Source organism: Acidithiobacillus sp. M4-SHS-6, from assembly GCF_047421495.1.
Lineage (GTDB): Bacteria > Pseudomonadota > Gammaproteobacteria > Acidithiobacillales > Acidithiobacillaceae > Acidithiobacillus.
In genome coordinates this window covers 2594671-2619136 of sequence record NZ_CP175559.1, presented here as the reverse complement: position 1 = coordinate 2619136, position 24466 = coordinate 2594671, and the positions used below count along the sequence as shown (strand labels likewise).

The window sequence follows — 24466 nt, the reverse complement described above, 5'->3', positions numbered from 1 at the left end:
TCAATCAAGGTGTAATTCCTGTTCGGTCAGCAACGCGACCCCCCGCATGCCGGCGAGATCATCATCATTACCGCGTTTGACTTCTACCTGTCCGCGCAGGGCAGGAATCAGGTCGGCGTCCAGACGTTGCAACATTGCCGGTGCAAAGTAATCCCAGGCGGCACTGACTCCGCCACCGACGCGAACGACCCGAACATCGGCCACTTTCAGAATATGCGCCAGGGCCTGTCCCAGATAATCTCCCGCCATCTGAAAAACCTGAGTGGCCTCGGGGCGACCCTCATCGGCCAGTTGGGCAATGACGGCCGTATCGGGACCCGTCCCCGTCAGTTCCACATAGCTGGAACGTATGCCCCGCGCCGAGGCATATTGTTCCAGACAGCCCTGGTTGCCACAGCCACAACGGCGGCCTCCGGGAACCACGATGAGGTGACCGATTTCCATGGCGGTGCCATGTTCCCCTCGCCAGGGGCGGTTCTCATGGACCCAGCCGCCACCCACTCCGGTACCGAGGCCGACATAAAGGAGGTCGCGCAACTCCGGGGTGTCCTGCTTTTCCTCCCAGAATTCGCCATAACCGGCGGCATTGGCGTCATTTTCGACGAACACCGGGAGTTGGCAAGCCTGCTGAACGGAGGATTGCAGGTCAAAATTGATGAGTTGCGGAATATTGGGAGATTGCAGCAGTATCCCACGGGCATTGACAAATCCGGGGACGGCCACTCCCACCCGGGCCGCTTCGGGATACTGATGGCGGAGTTGGGCGATGCCGGTCTCCAGCAGCCCGGTAAACAGTTGGGCCGCAGTTTCCGGATCTGCGGCTGCGGCACATTTATCGCGCAGGTCTACTGCATGACGAATGCTGTCCAGACATTCATGACCCCGAAACACGCCGAAGCGTAAATTGGTGCCGCCAATGTCAATACCAATGGTTAAACGCTCAGTCATGGGCGATGATCTCCGTCAGAATTTCGATTTTCTGGGTCTTGCCCGTCGTCACATCCCAATAAAAATCCAGTTGCAGCGCCTGCATGATTTTTTCAAAGCCCGCCTCGGATTGGGAGACGGTCAGGTGGGGAGCAGCTTCCCAGCGCACTGGCGGATTGCAGTTCATCTGGATTTTGCCGCCCATGACCGCATCTTCCAGCATGATTTGCCGGGTTTTTTCACCCTGAAGGGGGAGTCCAAAGCCCCCCTGGGATTGTCCATCGGCGAAAAATTGGCCGGCTGGTCCATCACAACTGGGCATGGCGAGATACAGGCGGCAATGAAACAGATGGGACGCCGTGCTGTTCTGCGGAGAAGGGGATTCTATCCGATACTGCACCATCAGTCCTTTTTCCGAGAGATGGTAGCCTTTGCTGACGGCCCAGTTGTCTGCGATACCCCCCGTAAAACGGGGAGCGTTCTGCAGAAGGTGGCATTCCGTATACGTGACTGCTGTATAGTCCAGCCATTCCTGGAAACTGTGACAGGGTGCGGTATCCATGACCAGGTCTTCGGCGGTGATTTCCGTTTTGAAGCTGATGCGGTCATGGGCGGAAGCAATGCCTTCCCTGGGCGCGGCATGTTCCACCGCACCTTGACGGATTTTGTCGTAATAGGCCTCGTCGCGGCGTGCCAGGGTGTCGCCGAGGTTGTGATGGAGTTGATAAGCATCCCATTCCACGACAGCGGCCGAGGGGGCCGGGCGAATGATGATCTGTTGCTGATCATGGTGATAATACAGCTCCTCATGACCATCCATATCCACGTCCATGGACTGCAAGCTGGGGCGCGTCTGGATCAGATCCAGGCGCGCTTCCAGGCGGATAATGGCATGATAAATCGCCCGCCGCAGATGCGGCAGATAAATACCGCCAAACAGTCCGTGCCAGTAGGCATCATTGGCCTGGGCCTCGTGCAGATCAGCACGCATCTGCTTGCTTTGCTGGTTTTTGGGCAGGGCATGAAAGCGCTGGGATAATTGCAGCATGCGTTTCTGCATCCAGTTGGATTCGGAATAACGGGTCAGGAAATTTTTCCATATACCGCCTCGAATCAATGGCTTGCGCTCTTCCAGACGGCCGGCGGTTTTTTCCTGTTCCAGCAAGGCCGCGTAGCGGCGAGCCGCATCGGGAGCCAGTGTCCATTCGTTCATTTCACTATAGGACACCGTAGGTAGATAGATGATGCCCTGGGGACGATGTTGCTGCAGATAATCCATGAAACGCATCGGTTGAATATGCGGTGAATCGAGGACGCCCTGAAGGAATTGTTCCAGCCAGCCCTTTTCATAAACCCAGCTATAGGTTTCCGGCCAGATACCGAATTTTTCGATATCATCAAAATAAATCCCGGCGCTTCCGGGATTGTGCAGGGAAATTTCCTCCATAAAGGTGACGGCGGCGGCAGCCTCGGAAAAGGGCAGGCGATAGCGCAAGGCTTCGGAAATGGGGAATACATCCACCGCCTGACCATTTTCTTCGGTGCGATGAAAACTGCCGAGTTGGTCGGGTGCGGCACCGGCACAAAGAAAGTGATAATCATCCACCATGACGTAGCGAATGCCCGCTTCATGCAGGGCCGGGACGACGCTGGGATCCCAGACACGTTCGGTTAGCCAGGCCCCCACCGGACGTTGTCCAAAATGCCTGTCCAGCCTTTCTGCCATGGCTTCCAGCTGGGTGACGCGGTCGGCATGGGGAATGGCCGCCAGTACCGGCTCGGTGTCGCCGGCCCCTACCAGCTCTGCCTGATGGCGGCCGACCATTTCCTGTAAAAGCGCCATGGTCTTGGGATGGACGCGAATCATGTAATCCAGTAACCAGCCACTGATATGAATGGCAAAGGGAAATTCAGGAAAACGATGCATGGCTGCGAGAAAAGGATGATAGCAACGCACAACGGCGTCATCGATGACATGGGGAAAATTACCAACCGGCTGATGGGCGTGGACGCCCAAGAGGAGGGGGGTGCTGTGGGTCATACATTCATCCTTCAGTATGGGTGCGGCGCATGGTGCCCCCCGATTCTGCCGGCTCCCCACCTTGGCTGATGGGTTCGTTCAATGCTTCTGGGGGAGGGACTTGCATTAAGGTATAGAGTTTGCGCAGGTTCATCCGAAAAAGGTCATCAAAATCCCGCACGGAGTCGGCCGGATTGTAATCACCAAACCACCAGAACCAGTCAGAGCCCTCGCAGCGTCCCAACTGTTCCGTGATTTCCTCCTGTTTTTCGGCGCTGAGTCCGGCGAGATGTTGGTCAACATCCCGTTTGGCCGCGCAAAGCAAATCCCAGGCGCGGTTTTTGGCGCCATCCCCAATCCAGGTGCTGAAATTGCCGTACACCCAACTGCCGGCCACCAGATCAGGAATGCTTTTGATGGCTTCTGCATGGTCCCGGACATAGTCACTGAAAGTACACATTTTGATATGCGGATGGTTGGAGAGGGAGCGATAAAGCTCCGAGAGGAAATAATAGCCATTATAGGGGTAGTATTCCCAGGCATTTTCCCCATCCAGAATGATGCTGACGACGGGATGATCCTGCTCTTCCGTCTGTCGCCAGATGGCTTCCAGTTTGTGCATGAAATCAGTGACGGCATCGTGCCCAAGCCAGGTTTTATAATCAAAACCAATGGTGTCAGAGAGGGCGTCATCCCGAAAAAACAGGGCGGGTCCCTGATTGTTCAGACGATAAGCCTGATATAAATACTCGGCACGTCCGCGCGGAGCAGCGTCGTCATCATTTCGTAGCAGGCTGTGGGTCAGCACCCCTTCACCGGACGCCGTCCACGCAACCTGGGCATCACCCAGCATTTTGACATAGGCCGCGGAAACTCCGCCCTCGGCTGGCCACATGCCCTGGGCGGCAATGCCGAATTGCTGCGGATGATAGGCTTGGGCTCGATCAATCTGCCAGCGGGCACGCTCCGCGCCGCCGGGATATGCCGGGGTGTCGGGCAAGGGAGCCTCCGGGATGGTCTCCCGGGCAGCGGCAAAATCCAGCAGCAACGGGCCAATGGGGTGATAGTATGGGGTGGTGGATATTTCGATGCGTCCAGCTTTTGCCAGGGCGCGGTAGCGGGGGATCAGCCCAGATATCAGTTCGCCCAGGAAATGCAATAAATCCTGCCGGTCCTCGGGGCTGAAACCCCGTCCCTGGGCCATCAGTTTCTGAAGGAGTGGACTCGCGCGCCGCACGGTTTCACCGGTCCAGGCCAAGTGATACCAGACCAACAGATCAGCCACAAACTGAACGGACAAATAGTCGGACAGTTCCACCGGATCGTCGCGCATGCGCAGATAGATTTCATGCAGTCGGCGGTATCCGGGAAAGGGATTCAGCATGTGTTCCGGATCCAGACGGAAACACTGCTCCATGAGGTGATGGCGCTCTTCATTGCTGAGGGTCTTCAGATCGGGTCTGGCCAGGGCAATCAGCAAGGGATCACGAAATTCACCGCTTTGAAACTGGCTGCTATAGTCTTGTATCTGCTCTACCAGAATGGGTACAAAGTTGATCACGCCCCGCGCCAGGGGATTTTCTTCATAATGGGCGATCATGTCCGCATAATCCTTGCAGGCATGGAGATAGGTCCACGGCAGGGTATAGAACCCCTCGGCATTGCGATAGTCGGGCTGATGCATATGCCAGCAGAAAATGACATGGAGGGCGCGTGCAGGGGGCATGGTCTCACCTCACAAAATGCAGTTGCTGGCCAAGTAACTCTGGAGTAATGAGAGTAACCCCTTTGGGAGTACGGTAAAAGCGGCGGGCGTCTTCGGCAGGATCTTCGCCGACGACCAGGCCATCGGGGATAATGGCGCCCTTATCGACCACGACCTTGCGCAGTCGGGAGCCTTCACCCAGCCGCACATTGGGCAGGATGACCGAATCTTCGATGAGGGTATGGCCATCATTGACGCGTACATTGGAAAAAAGCAGGGAGCGCCGGACGGTTGCACCACTGATGATGCAGCCTCCCGAAACAATACTGTCGATGGCCATACCACGGCGCCCCTCATCATCAAAAACGAATTTTGCGGGAGGGAGTTGTTCCTGGTAGGTCCATATGGGCCAGCGGCTGTCATACAAATCAAGGTCAGGAGTGACATGCACCAGATCGATGTTGGCGGCCCAATACGCGTCAACGGTGCCAACATCCCGCCAATAGCAGCGGCTGATCTTGCCTTCATTGCTGGGAATACAGCTATGGCGGAAGCGGTGGGCCATGACCCGGTAGCGGGGGACCATGTAGGGAATCAAATCGTTGCCGAAATCGTGACCGGACTCGCGGCTGTCGGCATCACGGATGAGCTGCTCATAGAGGAAATCGGTGTTGAATATGTAAATTCCCATGCTGGCGAGAACCCGGTCGGGATTGTTGGGCGTGGGGGTCGGGTCACTGGGTTTTTCGGAAAAGCCGGTGATACGATCTTCATGGTTGACGGTCATGACGCCGAAACCCTTGGCTTCTTCCAGAGGAACTTCAATGCAAGCCACACTCATGTCCGCCTGGTTTTGCACATGTTCGGCTAGCATCTGGCCGTAATCCATTTTGTAAATATGGTCGCCGGCAAGCACAATCACATAGCGGGGGCGGTGGGCGCGCAGAATGTCGATATTCTGGAAGATGGCATCGGCGGTTCCCTTGTACCAGCCCGTATTCATCCGCTGCTGGGCAGGCAGGATTTCGATGAACTCGTTGAATTCACCTCTCGGGAAGCCCCAGCCCAGTTGCAAGTGGCGGATCAGACTGTGGGCCTTGTATTGGGTCAGGACGCCAATGCGGCGGATTCCGGAATTCATGCAATTGGAAAGGCAAAAATCGATGATGCGGAATTTGCCGCCAAAGGGTACGGCAGGTTTGGCGCGCCAGTCGGTCAATGGGCCGAGGCGGCTGCCGCGTCCTCCGGCCAGGACCAGCGCCAGGGTATTTTTGGTGAGATTACTGACGAAGCGCGGGGAATTAGTGAGACCACTCTGGGTTTCTTCGGACATGCTACTCTCCTTATCGGGCACTGGTGCTGAACCTGACTTGGAGTATAGACAGGATTCCCTGTGCTTTCGCTTTTAAGGTACTGAACTTGGCCTGTTGCGGCAAGCGCGCCAATGACATCCGTGGACTTTGCCCATGATGTGTTATGATCAAGTAGAGTGACTCGCCAATCAAAAAGATGAAAAGGAGATTGTGTGGTGAACCCATTGCCCCAAAAACAGCATGGCGAAAGCATGGATAATGAGGAGATGGCGATTCGTGAAGCCCGTCATCACGATCCCTTTGCCTGGCTGGGGCAGCACAGAATATCTGCGAGTCGGGAGGGGCAAGCGATACAGCGGATCTTTTTGCCGGGCGCTTCCCAGGTAGAACTGCAGACCCCCCAGGGTTGGGTTCCCATGACCCTGCAACATCCTGATGGGATATTTACCCATATCGGGGAGATGCTGCCCGTGCCCTATCGTTGCCGCTGGCAGGATGCCCTGGGTACTCATGAAGCCTATGATCCTTACGTCTTCGGCCCCGTGCTGGGCGATCTGGAAGTCTATCTGTTCAGCGAAGGGCGCTTGTATGAGGCCTATCGGCATCTGGGTGCCCATCGCCGCAGTCATGAAGGGGTTGAGGGGGTATTGTTTGTCGTGTGGGCGCCCAATGCGGAACGGGTCAGTGTCGTCGGCGACTTCAATCGCTGGGATGGTCGTTTTCACCCCATGCGGGTCCGGGGAATGAGTGGCCTCTGGGAGCTGTTCATTCCCGAATTGGAGTTGGGTGAAATCTACAAGTTCGAAATTCGCCACCGGGATTCCGGAGCGGTTTTTGTCAAGACCGATCCTTATGCCAATGCCTTTGAAAAGCGCCCCAGCACGGCCGCCCGGGTGGTCGAGAGCCAGCATGTCTGGAAGGACCAGGACTGGATGACGGCGCGTATGCAGGCCGACTGGCAGCACGCGCCGATGAATATTTATGAAGTCCATCTGGGATCCTGGCAGCGTGATGCGGATGGTCACTTCCTGACTTATGGAGAACTGGCCGAGCGCTTGCTGGGCTACGTACAGGACATGGGTTATACCCATATCGAACTGATGCCGGTGATGGAGCACCCTCTGGATGAATCCTGGGGATATCAGGTCAGCGGTTATTTTGCCCCGACCAGTCGTTTTGGGAGTCCGGATGATTTCCGGGCTTTTGTCGACCGGTTTCACCAGGCTGGCATCGGCGTGCTGCTGGATTGGGTGCCTGGACATTTTCCCAAGGATGACTGGGGGCTGGCGCGTTTTGATGGGACTCCCTTGTATGAATATGCGGATCCCCGTGAAGGGGAACACCGGGAGTGGGGGACCTACATTTTCAATTTCGGTCGTAATGAGGTGCGCAATTTTCTGCTGGCCAACGCCTGTTATTGGGCGGACTGCTTTCATGTTGATGGCCTGCGGGTGGATGCCGTGGCCTCCCTGCTGTATCGGGATTATTCCCGGAATGCCGGCGAGTGGGTTCCCAACCGTTATGGCGGCCGGGAAAACCTGGAGGCCATTGAATTTATCCGGGAGATGAATGTGGTGCTCAATGAGCGCTATCCGGGTATCCTGACCATTGCCGAGGAATCCACTGCCTGGCCCATGGTCTCACGCCCGACCTATGTGGGGGGGTTGGGCTTTTCCATGAAATGGAACATGGGCTGGATGAATGACACCCTGTCTTATATGGAACAGGATCCCATATATCGGCGTTATCATCAGAACGATCTGACCTTCAGCCAGCTTTATGCCTATGCAGAGAATTTTATCCTGCCCCTGTCCCATGATGAGGTGGTACACGGCAAGCGCTCGTTGCTGGATAAAATGCCCGGAGATACCTGGCAACGCTTTGCCAATTTACGCCTGCTGCTGAGTTATCAGCATGCCCATCCGGGCAAGAAACTCAATTTCATGGGCAATGAATTCGCCCAGGGAAAGGAATGGAACTGTGGGGAATCCCTGAATTGGGACTTGCTGGAGATTCCCTGGCATCAGGGAATACAGCGACTGAGTCGGGATCTTGCCCGTCTGCATCGGGAACGATCGGCCCTGCATGACCTGGATTTTGCGGCTGAGGGGTTTTCCTGGGTGGATTGTCATGATGCCGATCAGTCCATACTCAGTTTTTTGCGGCGGGATCGGAAGGGGACCTTCATCCTGGCGATATTCAATTTCACGCCCGTATTACGCCAAAACTATCGTATTGGCGTGCCTGGGCCAGGGGTCTATCGGGAAATTTTCAATAGTGATGCCGCCGCATACCAGGGCAGCAATGTGGGCAATCCCCCCTTACAGGCAGAGACTCTCAGTTGGATGGGCCTGCCCTGTTCCCTGAAAATGACCCTCCCGCCTCTGGGTGCGCTGTTTATGCAAATGGACTGAAGCGATCTACGCTTTGCGCGGGTGATTATTATGTTATTTGTTTATGTCATTCTCGCTTTCGTGGCTGGAATATCCGAATTGTTCACCGGCACTTTCTATTTGGCTGCAGTGGCCTTGGCCGCCCTGTTTACAGCGATTACGGGATTGATACTACCGGGCACCGTTTTGCACTGGGTGTTTCTGGGATACTGTCTGGTGTTGTTACCTGCCGGGATGTGGCTGCGTCATCGTCTTGCCAGAAAAGCCCAGGGATTGACGGATTTTGATTTGGGGCAGGGTGTCGAGGTCATTGGCGGGCCAGATCAGAACGAACACTATACGGTGCATTATCGGGGAAGTGAGTGGATGGCGGTAGTAGACGATGGTCCCGCCCCCTGCCCGGGTGACCGCGCCGTGATCATCGGCAAGACGGACAACCTGCTACATTTAGGAGTGTTACCCCAGCAGCCTTCTGCCGATAAGGAGTCCCTATGTCCTCCCTCATCATCATCCTGATTGTCATCGTGGCGGCTTTTCTGATCCTGCGCACCACTATTCGGGTGGTTCCGCAACAACGCGCCTGGGTCGTCGAGCGCCTGGGCAAATACCACGCCGTCCTGGAACCCGGCCTGAATTTCATCATTCCTTTTCTGGATCGCGTGGCCTTTCGCTTCGATATGCGCGAAGTGCCCATGGAGGTGCCGGCCCAGGCCTGTATTTCCCTGGATAACACCACCATGACGGTGGATGGCGTGCTCTATCTGCAGATTACCGATTCGGTGAAGGCCGCCTATGGTTCCAGCAATCCCTTTACCGCCGTCATCCAGCTGGCCCAGACCACCATGCGTTCGGAAATCGGCAAGTTGCATCTGGACGTGGCTCTGTCTTCACGGCAGTTGCTGAATACGGCCGTGGCTACCGCAGTGGATGAAGCGGCGCTGAACTGGGGAGTGAAGGTGCTGCGCTATGAGATTCGGGATATCACCCCGCCCGCCGAAATCATCCGGGCGATGGAGCTTCAGATTACCGCCGAGCGCGAAAAGCGCGCCATGATTGCCAAATCCGAAGGTCAACGACAGCAGCAGATCAACACCTCGGAAGGCCAACGCCAGCAGGAAATCAATGTGGCCGATGGCCGCAAGCAGGCCGAAGTGTTGCGGGCCGAAGGCGAAGCCAAGGCGATTCAGTTAGTGGCAGAGGCTACCGCCGGGGCCATTCGCATGATTGGCGAAGCGGCCCATGAACCGGGTGGTTTTGAAGCCCTGCAAATGCAGTTGGCCAAAGACTATATCGAAAAGTGGGGGAATCTGGCCAAGAGCAGTACCAGCTTGGTCATCCCGGCAGATCTGGGCAATGTGGGGGCCCTGGTGGGTACGGCCTTGTCCATGGTCAAGCAGTCCCAGCAGCCCACAGCCAGCCAATAGCCCGTGGGCGGCGGCGCAAGTATGGCCGCCTAATGTTGTTCCGGCAGGGTTTCCGGCCAGGCGGCCATGTCCAGCCACACATCGGCGTCTCTGCCCACGGCCGCCGCCGGAATAGGCTCGTTCCGCAACCAGGCCCGCAACGCATTTTTTTTGCCGGCGCCGCAGACCAGGAAAAACATGGCCCGTGTCTGGCGCAGCCGCCAGGCACTGAGGCTGACCCTCTCCGCCGGAGCCTTGGCGGCATCATAAATGGCCAGGGTGGCGGGCGTGTTTTTTTCCTGGCCCCAATCATGGCCGGGAAACAGGCTGGCCGTATGACCATCCTCGCCCAGACCCAGAAGGACCAGATCGAAACTTTGCCGGGGCAGCGCCTCGGCATATTGCTGGGCCGCTGCGCTGGCCCCCATTTCGGCGGGGATGGTATGAATCTGTGTACCGGGGATGGGCACCTGGGATAACCAGGTTTCCCCAAGCATGACGCTGTTGCGATCGGGGTGATCCACCGGCAGGCAACGCTCGTCACCATGATAAATATGCCAGTGCTGCCAGTCACTTCCCAGTGCGGGTAAGCGGGCGTAGGCCGCACGTGGCGTATCACCTCCGGCTGCTACCAGATGAAAGGCCCCACGCCGGGCGATGGCCTCAGCGGCCATCCGGGTGATGGCCGCGGCAAGCCGGGCGCTGATCTCTGTGTTATTCGGATAGATATGCCATCGCGGCGAGGCGTTTTCTCGAAGCATCCTGGACTCCTCCTGACCCCAAAACTTAACTGATGGCTTGACTCAGCAGATGACCGACCAGTGCGGTAAATCCCAGTGCCACGCTCCCCCAGAATAGCACGCGCAGCGCCCCAGCGCAGACCCGCGCGCCGCCGATGCGCGCCGAAACCCCGCCCAATATGGCCAGCAAGATCAAGGTGATGATAAACAAGGCAGGTAATGCATAGGCATGGGGCAGGAAAGTGCTGATCAGAACGGGCGGCAGAGCGCCACTGATAAAGGCAATGGCCGAGGCGCTTGCCGCCTGTAGCGGGCGCGCCTTGGCCACTTCCGTCAGACCCAGTTCTTCCCGGGCATGGGCTTCGAGGGGGTTGTGCTGCATCAGTTGAAAAGAGACCTGCCGGGCCAATGCCTCATCCAGTCCACGATCCATGTATATTTTGCAGAGCTCCAGTTGTTCCAGTTCAGGGTTGTTCCGAATTTCCTGGGCTTCCTGATGAAGTTGCGCCTTTTGACTGTCACTCTGGGAGCTGACGGAAACATATTCACCCGCTGCCATGGACAATGCCCCGGATAGCAAGGCCGCCACTCCTGCCAACAGGATCTGGTCATGATCGGCCTGGCCGGCGATGACGCCACTGAGCAGTCCTGCGGTGGAGAGCAAGCCATCATTGGCGCCCAGTACGCCGGCACGCAGCCAGCCGGTGTTTTTTTTGTGAATTTCTGAGCAGTGCTTAGCCATTGCCTGTTTTCATATGGGCTTTAATGATAGGGGCAAGATAGCTCATCTTTGGCGCTTGGGTCTATGATGCAGGCCTATCCCGAAAATGTGAGGAGAACAGGATGGCTGGTCTGGAAGATTGGGTGGGCAATACGCCCCTTTGCGAATTGAGAAGTCTGGCACCCCATGCCGGTGTCCGGATTTTTGGCAAGCTGGAAGGGAATAATCCGGCGGGTTCCGTCAAGGATCGCCCGGCCATGAACATGATCCGTCGCGCCCTGGAGCGGGGGACCATCACCACTGCGACGCGCCTGATTGAGCCTACCAGTGGGAATACCGGGATTGCCCTGGCCATGGCCGCGTCGGTACGGGGTATTCCGATGACCCTGATCATGCCGGAAAACATGAGCATTGAGCGTCGGCAGGTGATGCGCGCCTATGGGGCGGAGGTCATATTGACCCCGGCAGAGGGCAGTATTGAGGGTTCCATCGATCGGGCCCGACAGATGGTGGCTGCCGGCGCGGGGGTCATGCTCGATCAGTTTTCCAATCCGGATAATCCGGAAGCCCACTACCTCAGTACCGGTCCGGAAATCTGGCGGGATACGCGCGGCAGTGTCACCCATTTTGTCTCGGCCATGGGCACCACCGGCACGATCATGGGGACTTCCCGGTATTTGCGCGCAGTGAACCCGAGTATCCAGATTGTCGGCGTGCAACCGGCTGAAGGGGCGAAGATTCCGGGAATCCGCCGCTGGCCGGAAGCCTATTTACCCAAAATCTATCATCGGGAAATGGTCAGCCAGATTGAAGACGTGACCCAGGAGGAAGCCGAGGATATGACCCGGCGTCTGGCTCGGGATGAAGGCGTGCTGGCGGGCATATCTTCGGGAGGCGCGGTAGCTGCCGCCCTACGTGTTGCCCGGAACCTGGAGCAGGGCGTGCTGGTGGCCATTATTTGCGATCGTGGTGATCGTTACCTGAGTACAGGGGTTTTCCCCGTCTGAACGGCCATGCGGGATTTTGCCTCGTTGCGGTTGCCGACTAACCCTTGGTCCTGGGTAAAACCGTTTTTGCCCTGCTGTCTTGGGCTGTTCCTGGCGGGCTCCGCCTGGGCGCAGACGCTGGAAATCAGCGCAGCCCGGGTGCAGGGGCCGAGCTGGCAAGCGCGGCACTTGCAGGTGCAACTCCATACCCGCTCCAGCAGCGCTGCCATTCTGCAAATACAGGCCGGGACCTTGCAGTGGGGCAAGCAACGGCTTTGGCAAAAAACCCAGGGTCGCTGCAATCTACAAACGCGGCATGGCTGGTCCTGTTCTGACCTGCATCTGGCGGTTTCGGGAAGTCCCTGGGGAGCGCTGCAGAGCGATGGTCGATTTCAGGCGCTGCGTGCCGATGGCTCGGGAAGCTTGCAGCTTCATCTGGAAGGAGCAAAATTCGGGCACCTGGCCTTGCTGGCCCAGAGTGGGGTAACGGGGCGCTGGCAAATGCAGGCCCAGGGAGATCTGGCCTTGAAGGGGTGGGTGCCTGCTCTGCATCTCCTTCCCGCCACCTGGCAGTCGGGTGGAGAACTGCATTGGCAGGCGGCGTCTGGCGGAAAAAGCTGGTCACAGGTAAACAGGATGCATTTTGTGGCCCAACTGCAGAAGGGCGAGTTCAGTAGTCCCGATGGCTTGCAAGCCGCCCAGAATGTGGCTGCAGCGCTTACGGGTAATGGTTACTGGCAGCAACATTGGCAAGGACAACTGCAATTGCGCTGGACGAAGGGCGGGGTATTGTGGAGCCCTTGGTATTGGGCAGCCCCCATGCGTCCGGTGGTATTGCACAGTGACTGGCAACAGACGGCAAAACAGTGGCGTCTGGCACAAGGCCGAATCGATTGGCCGGAACTCGGAACGGCCCGATTTGCCGTGAGTCAGCCGGTCCAGGGAGGTTCCCTGAGCTGGCGATTGCGCGAAGTGGATGTCGGTCTGGAGCCCTTTTTTGCGACCTGGATCGACCCCTTGTTGCCAGCAACCAGTTTTGCAGCACAGGCGCAGCTCGCCGGGCGCTTGCGCTTTTCCGTGGCGGGGGATCCGGTTTTGCACATGTTGCGTTGGGATTTGCAGAACGGCAGTTTTTCCACCGCCCCCCTGAGCTTGCAGGGGGTCACCAGCCATGGAGCCTGGGATGAGGAGTCACCAGTGGAAAGTGCTGCGTTCCACTGGCAGCGGGCTACCCTGTACCATATCCCCCTGGGACCCGTTGCCGTGCGGGTCGCCTTGCACCCCGGCGGATTTGCCTTGCAGCAGCCTCTCGATATTCATCTTCTGGGCGGGGTTCTGCATTTTCAGCAACTCTCCGGGCATTGGAGAGGAGCGCATTCCGGCTTCGCCATGCGCGGTGACCTGCACGGCCTGAGAATGCGCGCGCTGACCCGGATCATGCACTGGCCACCCTTCACCGGAACCATCCAGGCTTCCATACCCGAACTGACTTACCATGCCGGTACCATCCGTACCAGCGGCGAGTTGAGCGCGGGCATTTTCGGAGGTAAGGTCCGGGTGCGTGATCTGCAGGTGCAACATTTTCTGGGCGTGATGCCGCTGCTGCAGGCCAATGTCTCCGTTCAGGGATTGCGGTTGAAACCACTCACCGAAGCCTTTCACTTTGGTTATATCAGTGGGGTACTGGATGGGAATCTGCGCCATCTTTACCTGCTGAACTGGTCTCCCGAAGCTTTTCAGGCCCATTTCGCCACCGTGAAAACCCCGGGTGTCCCCCAAAAAATCAGCTATCAGGCCGTTCAGAGTATTACCAAATTAGGCGGAGGAAATGGTATCAGCGGGTTTTTTCAGGGGATGTTTTTGCGCCTGTTCAAAACCTTCAGATACCGTCAGTTGGGAATGGGTATAAACTTGGCGAACGGTATAGCGGAGCTTTCGGGGGTGGGGGCAGAAAATGGCGGGTTTGTGATTTTGAAGGGGCAAGGACTGCCCAGGGTGGATATAGTGGGGTACAATCGCCGAGTCAGTTGGGATGAATTGCTGGCAAGACTGAAAACGGCCATGGCAACGGGTCCGCAGATGCACACAGGAGAATAGACAGATGATCAAGCAAAATTGGCTGAAAACCCGCAGTGCTCAGGCATTGCTGCTGCTGGGCATGCTCCTGGGGCTTTCGGCTTGTGTCACTGTGAATATTTATTTTCCGGCTGCGGCGGCCAAGCGTCTTGCGGATCAGGTAGTCGGTGAGGTGTACAAGGCGTCAGCTCATGGCGCAGCGGCGACACCCACAGCACCTACCCATGCAGTCCCTGAGCACGCATCTCCGCCACCGACTGCGCCCGCCGTATCGCCAGCCCCCAGCGCTTTTGAGCGCCTGACACCCGCACATGTGGCCGGGTATCTGCTGGCCACGGGATTTTCGGTCGTGAGCACCCCGGCCGAGGCGGCTGCAGATCTGAATGCCTCCAGCCCTGGAGTACAGGCTGCCCGGGCCCAACTGGAGGCCATCGCCGTCAAGATGCGCCCCTATTTCGAGAGTGGTGCGGTGGGCTGGACCGCCAATGGCCTGGTCGCCATTCATGACGCATCGGCAGTATCCTTGCAGGCGCGGGCAGGACTCAGTGGGCTGGTCAGTAGCAACAACAGCGCCCTGCAGAACCTTTACCAGCAAATTGCCAATGCCAATGGTCATCCCGACTGGGAAGGACAAATTCAGCAGACCTTTGCCCAGACCTGGATCAGCAAGGCTCCGGCCGGATACTGGTATCAGAACGCCAGTGGGCAGTGGCAGAAGAAATAAACCGTACTTTGCAGAACATTCTGGTTTTTGATATCGAGACCATTCCGGATATTGACGGAGGTCGACGCCTGCACGGCATTGATCTGGCTGATGATGCCGGGGTGGCGGAGTTGCTGCAGCATCAACGCCGCATCGAGACCCAGGGTGCCACCGAGTTTCTGCGCCCCTACATGCATCAGGTGGTGGCCATTTCCGCCTTGTGGTGGCAGGGTGATCAGGTCAAGCTCAGCAGTTTTGGTGCGGTGACGGATAGTGAAGCCACCTTGGTACATGCTTTTTTCCAGATGATTCAGCGCCACGCCCCGCAACTGGTGTCCTGGAATGGTGCAGCCTTTGATTTGCCCGTGCTGCATTACCGGGCTTTTCTGCATGGCATTCCGGCGTCACGCTACTGGGAGCAGGGGCAGGGTGACAGCCATTATCGCTGGAATAATTACACCAGCCGTTATCATGAACGCCATCTGGACCTCATGGACGTGCTATCCGGATATCAGGCCCGTAACGTCGCTCGTTTGCAGGATATGGCCCTGTTGCTGGGCTTGCCAGGCAAGCTCGGCATGAACGGTGCGGAAGTGTTGGCGCATTACCAGCAAGGGGAAATCCCGTCCATTCGCCAGTACTGCGAAGTCGATGTGCTCAATACCGCCCTGATGCATCTGCGCTTTGAATTCACCCGGGGGCATCTGGATAAGACCGCTTACGAAGCCCGGCAAAACCAGTTGCGCAGCTATTTGCAGGGCCGTGATGAGGCCCATATCCGGGAATTTCTCGACTTGTGGCCGGAAAACCTGCATGTCGCGCCCTAAGCCTATTCGTGATGCCGTACCCGAAAGAGTGCATATTGAGAGCCTGGATGGCGAAGGGCGCGGTATTGCCCGGGTCGATGGCAAGGTGTTTTTTGTGGATGGAGCCTTGCCCGGCGAGGAGGTGCTGGCCCGGCGCACCGAAAAACACAAAACCTTTGAGCGAGGCGAAACCGTCGCTCTCCTGAAAAGCGCCTCCTTGCGGGTCACTCCGTCCTGTCCGCATTTTGGGCTCTGCGGCGGCTGCAGTTTGCAGCACCTGGAATTGACGGCGCAGGTGGCCATCAAGCAGCGGCAGTTGGAGGATAATCTCTGGCGCATTGGCAAAGTGCGTCCCCAGCGGATTTTGCCGCCCATTTTTGGACCGAGTCTGGGTTATCGCAGCAAGGCCCGGCTGTCGGTGCGGACGCCCAAAACCCGGGGAGCCCTGGTCGGTTTCCGGGAGCGCGGCAGCAACCATGTGGTGGACATGCAGCAATGCCTGGTGCTGGATCCCAGAGTGGGGCAGCGCATCCCGGAGCTGCGCAGCTTGATCAGCCAGATGCAGTCTCCCCAGGATTTCCCCCAGATAGAAGTGGCCTGTACTCCCGATGCCGTGGCCCTGGTATTTCGGCACATGCGCCCGCTGGCGGACAGTGATCTCCAGCATCTGCGCCAGTTTGGGCAGGATCACGACCTGCAGATCTGGTTGCAGCCGCGTGGCCCCGATACTCTGCATCCGCTCATCCCCGAACAACCTCCTTCCCTGTATTATGATCTGCCCGACTATCAACTGCGCATGCGTTTTGATCCCCTGGTTTTTACCCAGGTGAATCAGCCGGTCAATCAGGTCATGGTGCGCCGTGCCATGGCGCTGCTGCGACCGCAGGCGGGTGACCACATCCTGGATCTGTTTTGTGGTCTGGGAAATTTCACCCTGCCCATGGCCCGCCTGGGTGCAGCGGTGCTGGGCATCGAAGGCGATACACGACTGGTGGCATTGGCCACGGAAAATGCGGCAGCCAACGGTCTTTCTGTCCTGGCCCGATATCAGGTGGCGGATTTGACCCAAGTGCAGGTGAGTGATTTTCAGATGACGGACAAAATCGACAAGATGCTCATGGATCCCCCCCGCAGTGGTGCCATGGAAGTGTTGCAAAGCCTGACACCCAGTGTCGCCCGTCTGGTCTATGTGTCCTGTAATCCGGCGACGCTGGCGCGGGATGCCGAGTATCTGGTCCACCAGCGCGGCTATACGCTGCGTGCTGCCGGCGTAGTCAACATGTTCCCCCATACTGCCCATGTCGAATCTATCGCCCTTTTTGAAAAATGATCCTCCTGCACACTGGCTGTGGGTGGATGTGGCCAATCAGCATCTGCGGGTGATGGCGGCCATGGACGAGCAGACGCAATATCCCGTGTCCACTGCCCTGAAAGGCCTGGGGGAGTTGCGTGACAGCGCCTGTACGCCCCGCGGCTGGCATCAGGTCCGCGCAAAAATCGGCGCGGGCTTGCCGGCCAACGCCATTTTGCGGGGGCGGCGCTGGACCGGAGCGTGTTTTTCTCCCCAGGATGAAACCGCCACCCCCCAGAAGGACTGGATACTGGGGCGGATTCTCTGGCTTTCGGGATTGGAGCCCGGTCTGAATCGGGGCGCTGCGCAGGATACCTTTCGACGTTATATTTATATTCACGGCACGGCCGATACGGCCCGCCTAGGCCAAGCAGTTTCCGCAGGCTGTATCCGCATGCATCCCGAGACCCTGTGTACACTTTTCCCGGCGATTTCACCAGGATTTCCGGTTTTCATTGGGCTGCAGCCCCCTGTTGATTTCCCCCGTTGAGGAGGTTCTGAATGGCCTGGATCCGCTTACCCCGATTTCGTCGCGCCGTAAACGTATTCAATCCGAAACTGTTCGAGAGCTTGTCCCTGGCGGCCTTTCTGGCCTGGGTGGGACTGGGTTCAGACGCCTTGTCCTCGTCGGCCTATGGTCCGCCGGAAATTTATTATGCCTTGAAAGGACATGAATATCTGGCGGTTTTTCTGGCTATTGGCATCCCGGTTTCGGTGTTCATCATTTCGGCGGGTTACAAACAGGTCATTGCCCTCTTTCCGGATGGGGGCGGTGGTTATCATACGGCTTCTACCTTGCTCGGTCCCAAGGCAGGACTGGTCAGCGGCGCTGCCCTGATTGTGGATTATGTGCTGACGGCGGCCATTTCCGTGGCTTCGGGCACCGAAACGCTGCTCAGTAGCTTGCCCGCTTACTGGTATAGTGAGCGTATCCTGATCGATGTGGCCATTCTGCTGTTTCTGATTCTCATCAATCTGCGGGGCATGAAGGAGTCCATCAAGATTCTCTTGCCCATTTTCATGGCTTTTGTCATCACCCATATCATCCTGCTGGGTTTTGGTCTGATCAGTCATGTCGGCGATTTTCCGAGCATTGCCCGGGATACGGTGGCTGGTGCCCAGCGTGACAACCAGCTCTATGGCTGGGTATTCATCGCCGCATTGATCATGCGGGCTTTCAGTCTGGGTGGTGGAACCTACACGGGTCTGGAGGCGGTGGCCAACGGCGTGCACATCATGCGCGAACCGCGTGTCCAGACGGGTCAGCGCGCCATGACCCTGCTGGCCACTTCCTTGTCCCTGGTGGCCGGAAGCCTGATTTTTCTCTATCTGATGTACCATGTGCATGAACATCAGGGGCAGACTCTCAACGCGGTCCTGTATGATGCCATTACCAGCGACTGGACCATCGCCGGCATCCATTTTGGCCCCACGGCCACCGTGATCACCCTGATTTCGGAAGGTTTGCTGCTGTTCATCGCCGCCAATACCGGTATTATCACCGCCCCCATTGTCATGGCCAATATGGCGGTGGACCGCTGGCTTCCCGAGCGCTTTTCCTATCTCTCGGATCGTTTTGTGGCGCGGAACGGCATTCTTCTGGTGGGCTTTGCGGCAGTGGCCATTTTGCTGGCCACCGGAGGCCATGTCAGCATTCTGGTGGTGCTTTACAGTATCAACGTGTTTATCACCTTCACGCTGACCATGGCCGGGCTGAGTCATCACTGGTTCACCCAGCGCCATCAGGAACCGCTCTGGAAAGGCCGACTCACCGTCAGTATGCTGGGCTTTATCGTGACGGCCTCCATTCTGGCCATTACCGTATTTGAAAAATTCGATGCCGGTGGCTGGTTTACCTTATTGGTCACGCTGATTGTGGTGGTGCTCGGCTATTTGATTTATCGGCATTACAAGAGCTTTCGCAAGATTACCGCAGAGCTGGATGAGACCATGCTGGATGTGGTTCCCGAGCACCTGGAGCCCGGTCCCAATTTACCGCTGGATCCCCGGGGGGCGACGGCTGTTTTTTTTGTGAGTCGTTTTGATGGCCTGGGTTTGCATACCCTGCTGACGGCGCATCGCATGGTGGGCGGCTTCGTCAAGAATTACGTCTTTTTGCTGGCGGGCATTGTCGGGCAGGGAGAGTTCAAGGGTATCAAGGCGCTGGAAGATCTGAAGGTGTATGTAGAAACGGAAGCCAATCAATATATGGCCTTCTGCCGTAATGAAGGGATGGCGGCCACCTGGTTCGCGACCTATTCCACGGACCGGATTCTGGCGATGGAGGAGTTGGCCGATGTCGCCATCCGTTATTTTCCGCAAAGCATCTTTTTTGCGGGTCGGGTCATTGACAATCGGGCCCAGGGGCCGTTTCACAGCCTTTTGCATGATGAAGTCAGCTTCATCGTCCAGGACCGCCTGCAGCACGATGGTTTTAGCATGATGATTGTCCCCGTCCATGTGCATGGTATTCCCAGTCAGCCCCCGCGGATTGAACTCCCGATTTCCATGTCGCCGGACATGGAACTGGTCCAGCAGGAGGGGGCGAATAGAGAAAGTACCCCGTCAGCGGCCCAGGAAGCATTCGGGGCAAAAGCGGATGCCAAAGCAGAGAACAGTCGGGATGTTCTCCCAGATTGAACAGAGGATAATTATGCTCGGCCCTTTGATGGTAGATATTGCCAGCCTGCAACCCACGCCAGAAGAGCGTCGGATGCTTTGTGAGCCGGCAGTCGGCGGGGTGATTCTCTTTGCCCGCAACTGCCAGGATGCCCAGCAGGTCCGGGCGCTATGTCAGGAAATCCATACCCTGCGCAGCCCGCCGCTGCTGATCGGCATCGATCAGGAAGGCGGCCGGGTGCAGCGCCTCAAGGCAGGGGTGACCCGTTTCCCGCCCATGGCCAGACTGGGGCAATATGCCGAACAGCAGGGGTTGCAGGCCGCAGAGGGCGTGGCTTATGACTGGGGACGCCTGCTGGGTGCGGAATTACGGGCACTGGATGTGGATTTCAGTTTTACCCCATGTCTGGATCTGGATCGCGGTATTTCCCAGGTAATCGGCGATCGGGCCATCCACCGCAACCCGGAATGGGTGGCTGCCATTGCCGTGCGTCTCTGGCAGGGGATGGCTGATTCGGGTTTGCAGGGGGTGGGCAAACACTTTCCCGGTCATGGTGCCGTAGCCGCCGATTCCCACCACGCCTTGCCCAGGGATGATCGACCGCGCATGGCCATGGAAGCCGATTTGTTCCCTTTCCGGCGTCTGATTCAGGCCGGTATTCCGGCAATCATGCCGGCCCACTGTCTCTATGCCCAGATAGATCCGGAGCAGCCCGCCGGATTCTCCAGTATCTGGCTCCAGGATGTGCTGCGCCGGGAAATGGGTTTCAATGGTGTCATTATCAGCGATGATCTCAGCATGGGCGGTGCCCAGGTGGCGGGGGAGATGCCGGCGCGGGTGGATGCGGCGCGCCAGGCTGGAGCGGACCTGCTGCTGGTTTGCAATGACCCTGAGGGTGCCCATACCGCGATTGCCCATCTGCAAAATCAGGGAATGGCGTCTGGCGCCGGCACCCTGGCTTCCCTGGCGGGAACAGCCGGAACGCCGCTGCTGGCGTCCGAGCGTGCCCGCTGTATTCGGGAAATTGCCGAAATATCCCCTTAAACTCTTGTTTTTCCCGCACCGCGTATTAGAATACGCCCTCACCATTTTTTACTCCTTGTTCGGACGATGGGCGTCCGGACTCCGTAGTGAACCATAAGGAGCAATGTTTGCGTCATTATGAAATCGTGTTTCTGGTCCATCCTGATCAGAGTGAACAAGTCCCCCAGATGATTGAACGCTATCGCGGCATGATCGAGGGCGATGGCGGTCGTTTTCATCGCCTGGAGGATTGGGGCCGTCGGCAGTTGGCTTACCCCATCAAAAAAGCCCATAAGGCGCATTATGTGCTGATGAATGTGGAATGCAGCGGCACTGCCCTGGCCGAGGTCGAAGATGCTTTCCGTTTCAATGATGCGGTACTGAGATATCTGATTCTGGTCCGCGAAGAGGCCGTGACAGAGCCGTCCTTCCTGGCCCGTGACGAAAATGACCGGCGCGAGCGTGTCGAAACCGACAATGAAGAAAACGAAGGCATTGACAACGAAGCCGTTGAGACGGCCTGATTCAAGGAGCAGACAATATGGCATTTAATCGGGATAGAGGTCGGGACGGTGACGGTGATAAGCGCGGTGGCGGCAATTTTACCCGACGCCGCAAGTTCTGCCGTTTCAAGGCGGAAGGCGTCAAGGAAATTGATTACAAGGACCTGAAAACCTTGCAGGCTTATGTGGGTGAAACCGGTAAAATTGTCCCCAGCCGGATTACCGGCACCAGTAATTTGTATCAGCGGCAACTGACCATCGCCATCAAGCGCGCGCGTTTTCTGGCATTGTTACCTTACGTTGTGCGTTAAGGCACTGACGGAGCGGTGACGGCGCAGCCACAGGGTGGAATCCTGCGCTGGTTTCTCAGCGGACGCTGGCAAGCCGGTTTAAGTATTGCTGTTCTGTTCAGCCTGGCCGGATTGGTTCCCTTTCTGGCGGCACCACTGTTTTTGAACTGTGTGGCCCTGGTGGCGCTGGTGACCGTGCAGGCGGGTCGCAAGGAAAGCCTGGAAGTGCTGGTCATCGCGGGCATTGCCAGCATGCTCTTTACCTTCAACCCCTGGTTTGGGGTGCTTTTTGCCTTGGTGGCATGGCTGCCGGGACGCTTGCTGGGTGAGGGGTTGCACTGGGACACCCAGTGGAGTGGGGTGGTCTGGGTGCTGATAGGCCTTTCCCTGCTGACCCTGGTGCTGATGTTGTGGGTGGTCCCTCTGGGGGCTGGTCCAGGATTCTGGCAGACCCAGATGACGCAGATGCTGAAGCCGTTGAATACCGATATCAGTAAGGCACAGATGGATGCCGTGTTGCGCATGGCGCCCCTGTTGCCGGGAATCGTGGCTGCCGGTCTGGTTTTGCTGTGGATGCTGGCGGCTCTGTTGGCCAGTCGCTGGTATGAGCGTTATCAAGGTCTGGATCGGCCGCAAAGGGTTTACGGCAGTCTGGAATTGCCAGGGGTTCTGATCTGGCTGCTGGTGGCGACCCTGCTGGGAATCAGCCTGCTGCACGGGCCACTGGCCTGGCCATTGCGGAATCTGGCGCTGCTGGTCGGGACCTGGTACCTCTTGCAGGGTTTGAGTTTTGTGCATTTATGGTTTGCGGCCAAGGGCTGGCCGGCGATGGCTCTGGTGGGACTGTATGTTGCCCTGATTTTGTTGTCACAGTTGTTGCTGGTGCTGAGTGTGCTGGGAGTTTTGGACCGGGTATTCCACTTGCGGCAAAAACTGTGGAAAGCGCGTTCCTGAGGAACGTTTTGCAAGGATTTTCGGGAGGAATGGAAGATGAAAGTGATTTTGCTGGAACGGATCAACAAATTGGGTCGTCTGGGCGATGTGGTCGAGGTCAAGCCCGGTTATGGACGTAACTTTCTGGTGCCCCAGGGCAAGGCGGTAGTCGCCAACCAGCGCAATCTGGAAGAATTTGCCGAGCGCAAGGCCGCCCTGGAACAGGTCGAAAGGGAACGTTTGCAGGCCGCCCAGCAGCGTGCGGCCGCCCTGGCTGATGCCGTGGTGAAAATTGCCCTGCAGGCGGGTGAAGATGGCCGTCTGTTCGGTTCCGTGGGTCTGCATGATATCAGTGCTGCCCTCAAGGCGCAGGGACATGAAGTGTCCCATAGCGAGATCCGTCTGGTGGACGGTCCCATCAAGCGGATTGGCGAATTTCCAGCGCGGGTCCATTTGCATCCTGAAGTCGAGCTGGATGTCATGGTGTTTGTCGAGCGGGCCTGATTTCCTGGCAGGCCGAGGCAGCGATCTTGTATGAAGGGGATGACTACGGTGCTGGCGTAAAAGCGCCGCCCCATTCCATTGAAGCCGAGCAATCGGTGATCGGAGCCTTGCTGATCGATCCGGAATCCGCGGATCAGGTCATGGAGGCCGTCGCTGCCGAAGATTTTTATGAACGTCGTCATCGTCTGATTTTTCAGACGATCAACGATATGCTCAATGCCGGTCGCGTGGTGGATGCGGTCACGGTGTCCGAGACCTTGCAGGATCACGAACAACTGGCCGACGCCGGTGGCGTCCAGTATCTGCTCCTGCTGGCCAATGAAACGCCCTCTGCCGCCAATGTATTGGCCTATGCCCGCATTGTCCGGGAACGGGCCATCTTGCGTGAACTGATTCGCGTCGGTCGGGAAATTGCCGAATTGGCCTATCGACCCGAGGGTCGGGCTGCGCACATCCTGCTGGATGAAGCCGAAAGTCGGGTTTTTCGTTTGGCCGAAGGACAGCAGCGGGCGGGCAAGGGTTTTTTGCAGTTGAAGGAGGCCCTGCCCGCCGTCATCGATCGGATCGAGGCCATCGCTCGGGAAAAAAAGGGCGTTACGGGCCTGGCCACGGGCTTTGTCGACCTGGACGAAAAAACCTCCGGTATGCATCCTGGCCAACTGGTGATTGTGGCGGGACGTCCCAGTATGGGCAAAACCTCCTTCGCCATGAATATTGCCGAGCATGTGGCTTGTGTGGAGGGTAAAAATGTGCTGGTGTTCAGCATGGAAATGCCTATCGAGGAAATTGTCCTGCGCGCCCTGTCGTCCCGGGGGCGGGTGGATCAGCACCGCTTGCGTAACGGCACCCTCGGCAACGACGACTGGCCCAGATTGGCCCATGCCATCGGCGAGTTGGGTACGGCTCCTCTTTTTGCCGATGATTCGGCGGCTCTGTCTCCGGCGGATTTGCGCTCTCGGGCGCGGCGTCTGAAGCGGGAACAGGGCCTGGATCTGATTGTCGTGGATTATCTGCAACTCATGCAGGTTCCTGGCCGGGGGGATAACCGGGTGGCCGAAATTTCCGAAATCAGCCGCTCCCTGAAAGCCCTCGCCAAGGAGTTGTCCATTCCGGTCATTGCCCTGTCCCAGCTCAATCGCAGTCTGGAAAACCGTACGGAAAAGCGTCCCCAGATGTCGGATCTGCGCGAGTCTGGCGCCATAGAACAGGATGCCGACCTGATTTTGTTCTTGTATCGGGATGAGGTCTACAACAAGGACAACGAAGAAGTGAAGGGCATTGCCGAAGTGATCATTGGCAAGCAACGCAATGGTCCCATCGGAACCGTACGGATGAGCTTTTTCGGGGAATATACCCGCTTTGAAAATTATGCCCCGACGGGCGGTGATTACCCTCACTGAATTTTTCGTTTTCCGGGAATTTTTACTCGGGTTTTTAGTCCCCATTGGG

General features: G+C 57.5%; 22 protein-coding genes. 16 read left to right on the top strand and 6 right to left on the bottom strand.

Going from position 1 to position 24466, the window contains the following annotated elements; all coding sequences use genetic code 11:
* Genes ACJU26_RS13575 through glgC form a run of 4 tightly spaced genes read right to left on the bottom strand, consistent with a single transcriptional unit; the run spans window position 1 to window position 5985 of the window.
* The gene (locus ACJU26_RS13575; protein WP_414040155.1) at window positions 1-948 is read right to left on the bottom strand and encodes an ROK family protein; all 948 of its coding nucleotides are present in this window, start codon (window positions 946-948) and stop codon (window positions 1-3) included.
* A complete protein-coding gene (locus tag ACJU26_RS13570; RefSeq protein WP_414040154.1) occupies window positions 941-2968 on the bottom strand; it encodes an alpha-amylase/4-alpha-glucanotransferase domain-containing protein in 2028 nt (675 codons plus the stop codon). The genes ACJU26_RS13575 and ACJU26_RS13570 overlap by 8 nt, the downstream gene beginning before the upstream one ends.
* 4 nt (window positions 2969-2972) lie before the next feature.
* The gene (locus tag ACJU26_RS13565; RefSeq protein WP_414040153.1) at window positions 2973-4673 is read right to left on the bottom strand and encodes a glycoside hydrolase; all 1701 of its coding nucleotides are present in this window, start codon (window positions 4671-4673) and stop codon (window positions 2973-2975) included.
* Window positions 4674-4677: 4 nt separating this feature from the next.
* On the bottom strand, window positions 4678-5985 hold the full coding sequence (glgC, locus tag ACJU26_RS13560; protein WP_414040152.1) for a glucose-1-phosphate adenylyltransferase: 1308 nt from the start codon (window positions 5983-5985) through the stop codon (window positions 4678-4680).
* A gap of 231 nt (window positions 5986-6216) precedes the next feature.
* Between glgC and glgB the strand changes: the two genes are divergently transcribed.
* From glgB to ACJU26_RS13545, 3 genes are read left to right on the top strand one after another with little or no spacing between them, the layout of a single operon-like run.
* A complete protein-coding gene (gene glgB / locus ACJU26_RS13555; RefSeq protein WP_414041988.1) occupies window positions 6217-8379 on the top strand; it encodes a 1,4-alpha-glucan branching protein GlgB in 2163 nt (720 codons plus the stop codon).
* A gap of 30 nt (window positions 8380-8409) precedes the next feature.
* Window positions 8410-8874, top strand: coding sequence for an NfeD family protein (locus ACJU26_RS13550; RefSeq protein WP_414040151.1), 465 nt, complete (start codon window positions 8410-8412; stop codon window positions 8872-8874).
* Window positions 8850-9782 carry an SPFH domain-containing protein gene (locus ACJU26_RS13545; protein ID WP_414040150.1) on the top strand — a complete coding sequence of 311 codons (933 nt, stop codon included), beginning with the start codon at window positions 8850-8852 and terminating at the stop codon, window positions 9780-9782. Before ACJU26_RS13550 ends, ACJU26_RS13545 begins: the two co-directional genes overlap by 25 nt.
* 29 nt (window positions 9783-9811) lie before the next feature.
* On the opposite strand, the gene pgl is transcribed toward ACJU26_RS13545, so the two are convergent.
* Together pgl and ACJU26_RS13535 are read right to left on the bottom strand one after the other, a co-directional pair.
* Window positions 9812-10522, bottom strand: coding sequence for a 6-phosphogluconolactonase (pgl, locus tag ACJU26_RS13540; RefSeq protein WP_414040149.1), 711 nt, complete (start codon window positions 10520-10522; stop codon window positions 9812-9814).
* A 25-nt stretch (window positions 10523-10547) separates the two neighbouring features.
* Entirely contained in the window at window positions 10548-11243 is a 696-nt protein-coding gene (locus ACJU26_RS13535; protein ID WP_414040148.1) for a VIT family protein, read from the bottom strand.
* A 101-nt stretch (window positions 11244-11344) separates the two neighbouring features.
* Between ACJU26_RS13535 and cysM the strand changes: the two genes are divergently transcribed.
* The 13 genes from cysM (at window position 11345) to dnaB (ending at window position 24417) form a co-directional block, all read left to right on the top strand.
* Entirely contained in the window at window positions 11345-12229 is an 885-nt protein-coding gene (cysM, locus tag ACJU26_RS13530) for a cysteine synthase CysM (protein ID WP_414040147.1), read from the top strand.
* A gap of 24 nt (window positions 12230-12253) precedes the next feature.
* Complete coding sequence (locus tag ACJU26_RS13525; protein WP_414040146.1) at window positions 12254-14305, top strand: hypothetical protein; 2052 nt, start codon at window positions 12254-12256, stop codon at window positions 14303-14305.
* Window positions 14306-14309: 4 nt separating this feature from the next.
* Window positions 14310-15008, top strand: a complete 699-nt coding sequence (locus ACJU26_RS13520) for a DUF1318 domain-containing protein (RefSeq protein ID WP_414040145.1) — start codon at window positions 14310-14312, stop codon at window positions 15006-15008.
* On the top strand, window positions 14993-15814 hold the full coding sequence (locus ACJU26_RS13515) for a 3'-5' exonuclease (protein ID WP_414040144.1): 822 nt from the start codon (window positions 14993-14995) through the stop codon (window positions 15812-15814). Before ACJU26_RS13520 ends, ACJU26_RS13515 begins: the two co-directional genes overlap by 16 nt.
* Window positions 15801-17123: a 23S rRNA (uracil(1939)-C(5))-methyltransferase RlmD gene (gene rlmD / locus ACJU26_RS13510; RefSeq protein ID WP_414040143.1), complete on the top strand. Its 1323-nt coding sequence runs from the start codon at window positions 15801-15803 to the stop codon at window positions 17121-17123. The genes ACJU26_RS13515 and rlmD overlap by 14 nt, the downstream gene beginning before the upstream one ends.
* Window positions 17092-17634 (top strand): L,D-transpeptidase family protein, encoded by a 543-nt coding sequence (locus tag ACJU26_RS13505; protein WP_414040142.1) that lies wholly within the window; start codon window positions 17092-17094, stop codon window positions 17632-17634. The genes rlmD and ACJU26_RS13505 overlap by 32 nt, the downstream gene beginning before the upstream one ends.
* Window positions 17635-17645: 11 nt before the next feature.
* Window positions 17646-19784: an APC family permease gene (locus ACJU26_RS13500; protein ID WP_414040141.1), complete on the top strand. Its 2139-nt coding sequence runs from the start codon at window positions 17646-17648 to the stop codon at window positions 19782-19784.
* Between the two features lie 13 nt (window positions 19785-19797).
* The gene (gene nagZ / locus ACJU26_RS13495) at window positions 19798-20808 is read left to right on the top strand and encodes a beta-N-acetylhexosaminidase (protein WP_414040140.1); all 1011 of its coding nucleotides are present in this window, start codon (window positions 19798-19800) and stop codon (window positions 20806-20808) included.
* A gap of 107 nt (window positions 20809-20915) precedes the next feature.
* Window positions 20916-21311 carry a 30S ribosomal protein S6 gene (gene rpsF, locus ACJU26_RS13490; RefSeq protein ID WP_414040139.1) on the top strand — a complete coding sequence of 132 codons (396 nt, stop codon included), beginning with the start codon at window positions 20916-20918 and terminating at the stop codon, window positions 21309-21311.
* A 17-nt stretch (window positions 21312-21328) separates the two neighbouring features.
* Window positions 21329-21601, top strand: a complete 273-nt coding sequence (rpsR, locus tag ACJU26_RS13485; RefSeq protein ID WP_414040138.1) for a 30S ribosomal protein S18 — start codon at window positions 21329-21331, stop codon at window positions 21599-21601.
* Window positions 21602-21616: 15 nt separating this feature from the next.
* A complete protein-coding gene (locus ACJU26_RS13480) occupies window positions 21617-22534 on the top strand; it encodes a DUF2232 domain-containing protein (RefSeq protein WP_414040137.1) in 918 nt (305 codons plus the stop codon).
* A gap of 36 nt (window positions 22535-22570) precedes the next feature.
* On the top strand, window positions 22571-23017 hold the full coding sequence (rplI, locus tag ACJU26_RS13475; protein WP_414040136.1) for a 50S ribosomal protein L9: 447 nt from the start codon (window positions 22571-22573) through the stop codon (window positions 23015-23017).
* A 26-nt stretch (window positions 23018-23043) separates the two neighbouring features.
* Window positions 23044-24417, top strand: a complete 1374-nt coding sequence (gene dnaB / locus ACJU26_RS13470; RefSeq protein WP_414040135.1) for a replicative DNA helicase — start codon at window positions 23044-23046, stop codon at window positions 24415-24417.
* The last annotated feature ends 49 nt before the right edge of the window (window positions 24418-24466 follow it).

What these genes read in the sequence shown, in the direction of transcription:
- ACJU26_RS13575 (WP_414040155.1), bottom strand. Translation starts at nt 948, where the DNA reads ATGACTGAGCGTTTAACCATTGGTATTGACATTGGCGGCACCAATTTA.
- ACJU26_RS13570 (WP_414040154.1), bottom strand. Translation starts at nt 2,968, where the DNA reads ATGACCCACAGCACCCCCCTCCTCTTGGGCGTCCACGCCCATCAGCCG.
- ACJU26_RS13565 (WP_414040153.1), bottom strand. Translation starts at nt 4,673, where the DNA reads ATGCCCCCTGCACGCGCCCTCCATGTCATTTTCTGCTGGCATATGCAT.
- glgC (WP_414040152.1), bottom strand. Translation starts at nt 5,985, where the DNA reads ATGTCCGAAGAAACCCAGAGTGGTCTCACTAATTCCCCGCGCTTCGTC.
- glgB (WP_414041988.1), top strand. Translation starts at nt 6,217, where the DNA reads ATGGATAATGAGGAGATGGCGATTCGTGAAGCCCGTCATCACGATCCC.
- ACJU26_RS13550 (WP_414040151.1), top strand. Translation starts at nt 8,410, where the DNA reads ATGTTATTTGTTTATGTCATTCTCGCTTTCGTGGCTGGAATATCCGAA.
- ACJU26_RS13545 (WP_414040150.1), top strand. Translation starts at nt 8,850, where the DNA reads ATGTCCTCCCTCATCATCATCCTGATTGTCATCGTGGCGGCTTTTCTG.
- pgl (WP_414040149.1), bottom strand. Translation starts at nt 10,522, where the DNA reads ATGCTTCGAGAAAACGCCTCGCCGCGATGGCATATCTATCCGAATAAC.
- ACJU26_RS13535 (WP_414040148.1), bottom strand. Translation starts at nt 11,243, where the DNA reads ATGGCTAAGCACTGCTCAGAAATTCACAAAAAAAACACCGGCTGGCTG.
- cysM (WP_414040147.1), top strand. Translation starts at nt 11,345, where the DNA reads ATGGCTGGTCTGGAAGATTGGGTGGGCAATACGCCCCTTTGCGAATTG.
- ACJU26_RS13520 (WP_414040145.1), top strand. Translation starts at nt 14,310, where the DNA reads ATGATCAAGCAAAATTGGCTGAAAACCCGCAGTGCTCAGGCATTGCTG.
- rlmD (WP_414040143.1), top strand. Translation starts at nt 15,801, where the DNA reads ATGTCGCGCCCTAAGCCTATTCGTGATGCCGTACCCGAAAGAGTGCAT.
- ACJU26_RS13505 (WP_414040142.1), top strand. Translation starts at nt 17,092, where the DNA reads ATGTCGAATCTATCGCCCTTTTTGAAAAATGATCCTCCTGCACACTGG.
- ACJU26_RS13500 (WP_414040141.1), top strand. Translation starts at nt 17,646, where the DNA reads ATGGCCTGGATCCGCTTACCCCGATTTCGTCGCGCCGTAAACGTATTC.
- nagZ (WP_414040140.1), top strand. Translation starts at nt 19,798, where the DNA reads ATGCTCGGCCCTTTGATGGTAGATATTGCCAGCCTGCAACCCACGCCA.
- rpsR (WP_414040138.1), top strand. Translation starts at nt 21,329, where the DNA reads ATGGCATTTAATCGGGATAGAGGTCGGGACGGTGACGGTGATAAGCGC.
- rplI (WP_414040136.1), top strand. Translation starts at nt 22,571, where the DNA reads ATGAAAGTGATTTTGCTGGAACGGATCAACAAATTGGGTCGTCTGGGC.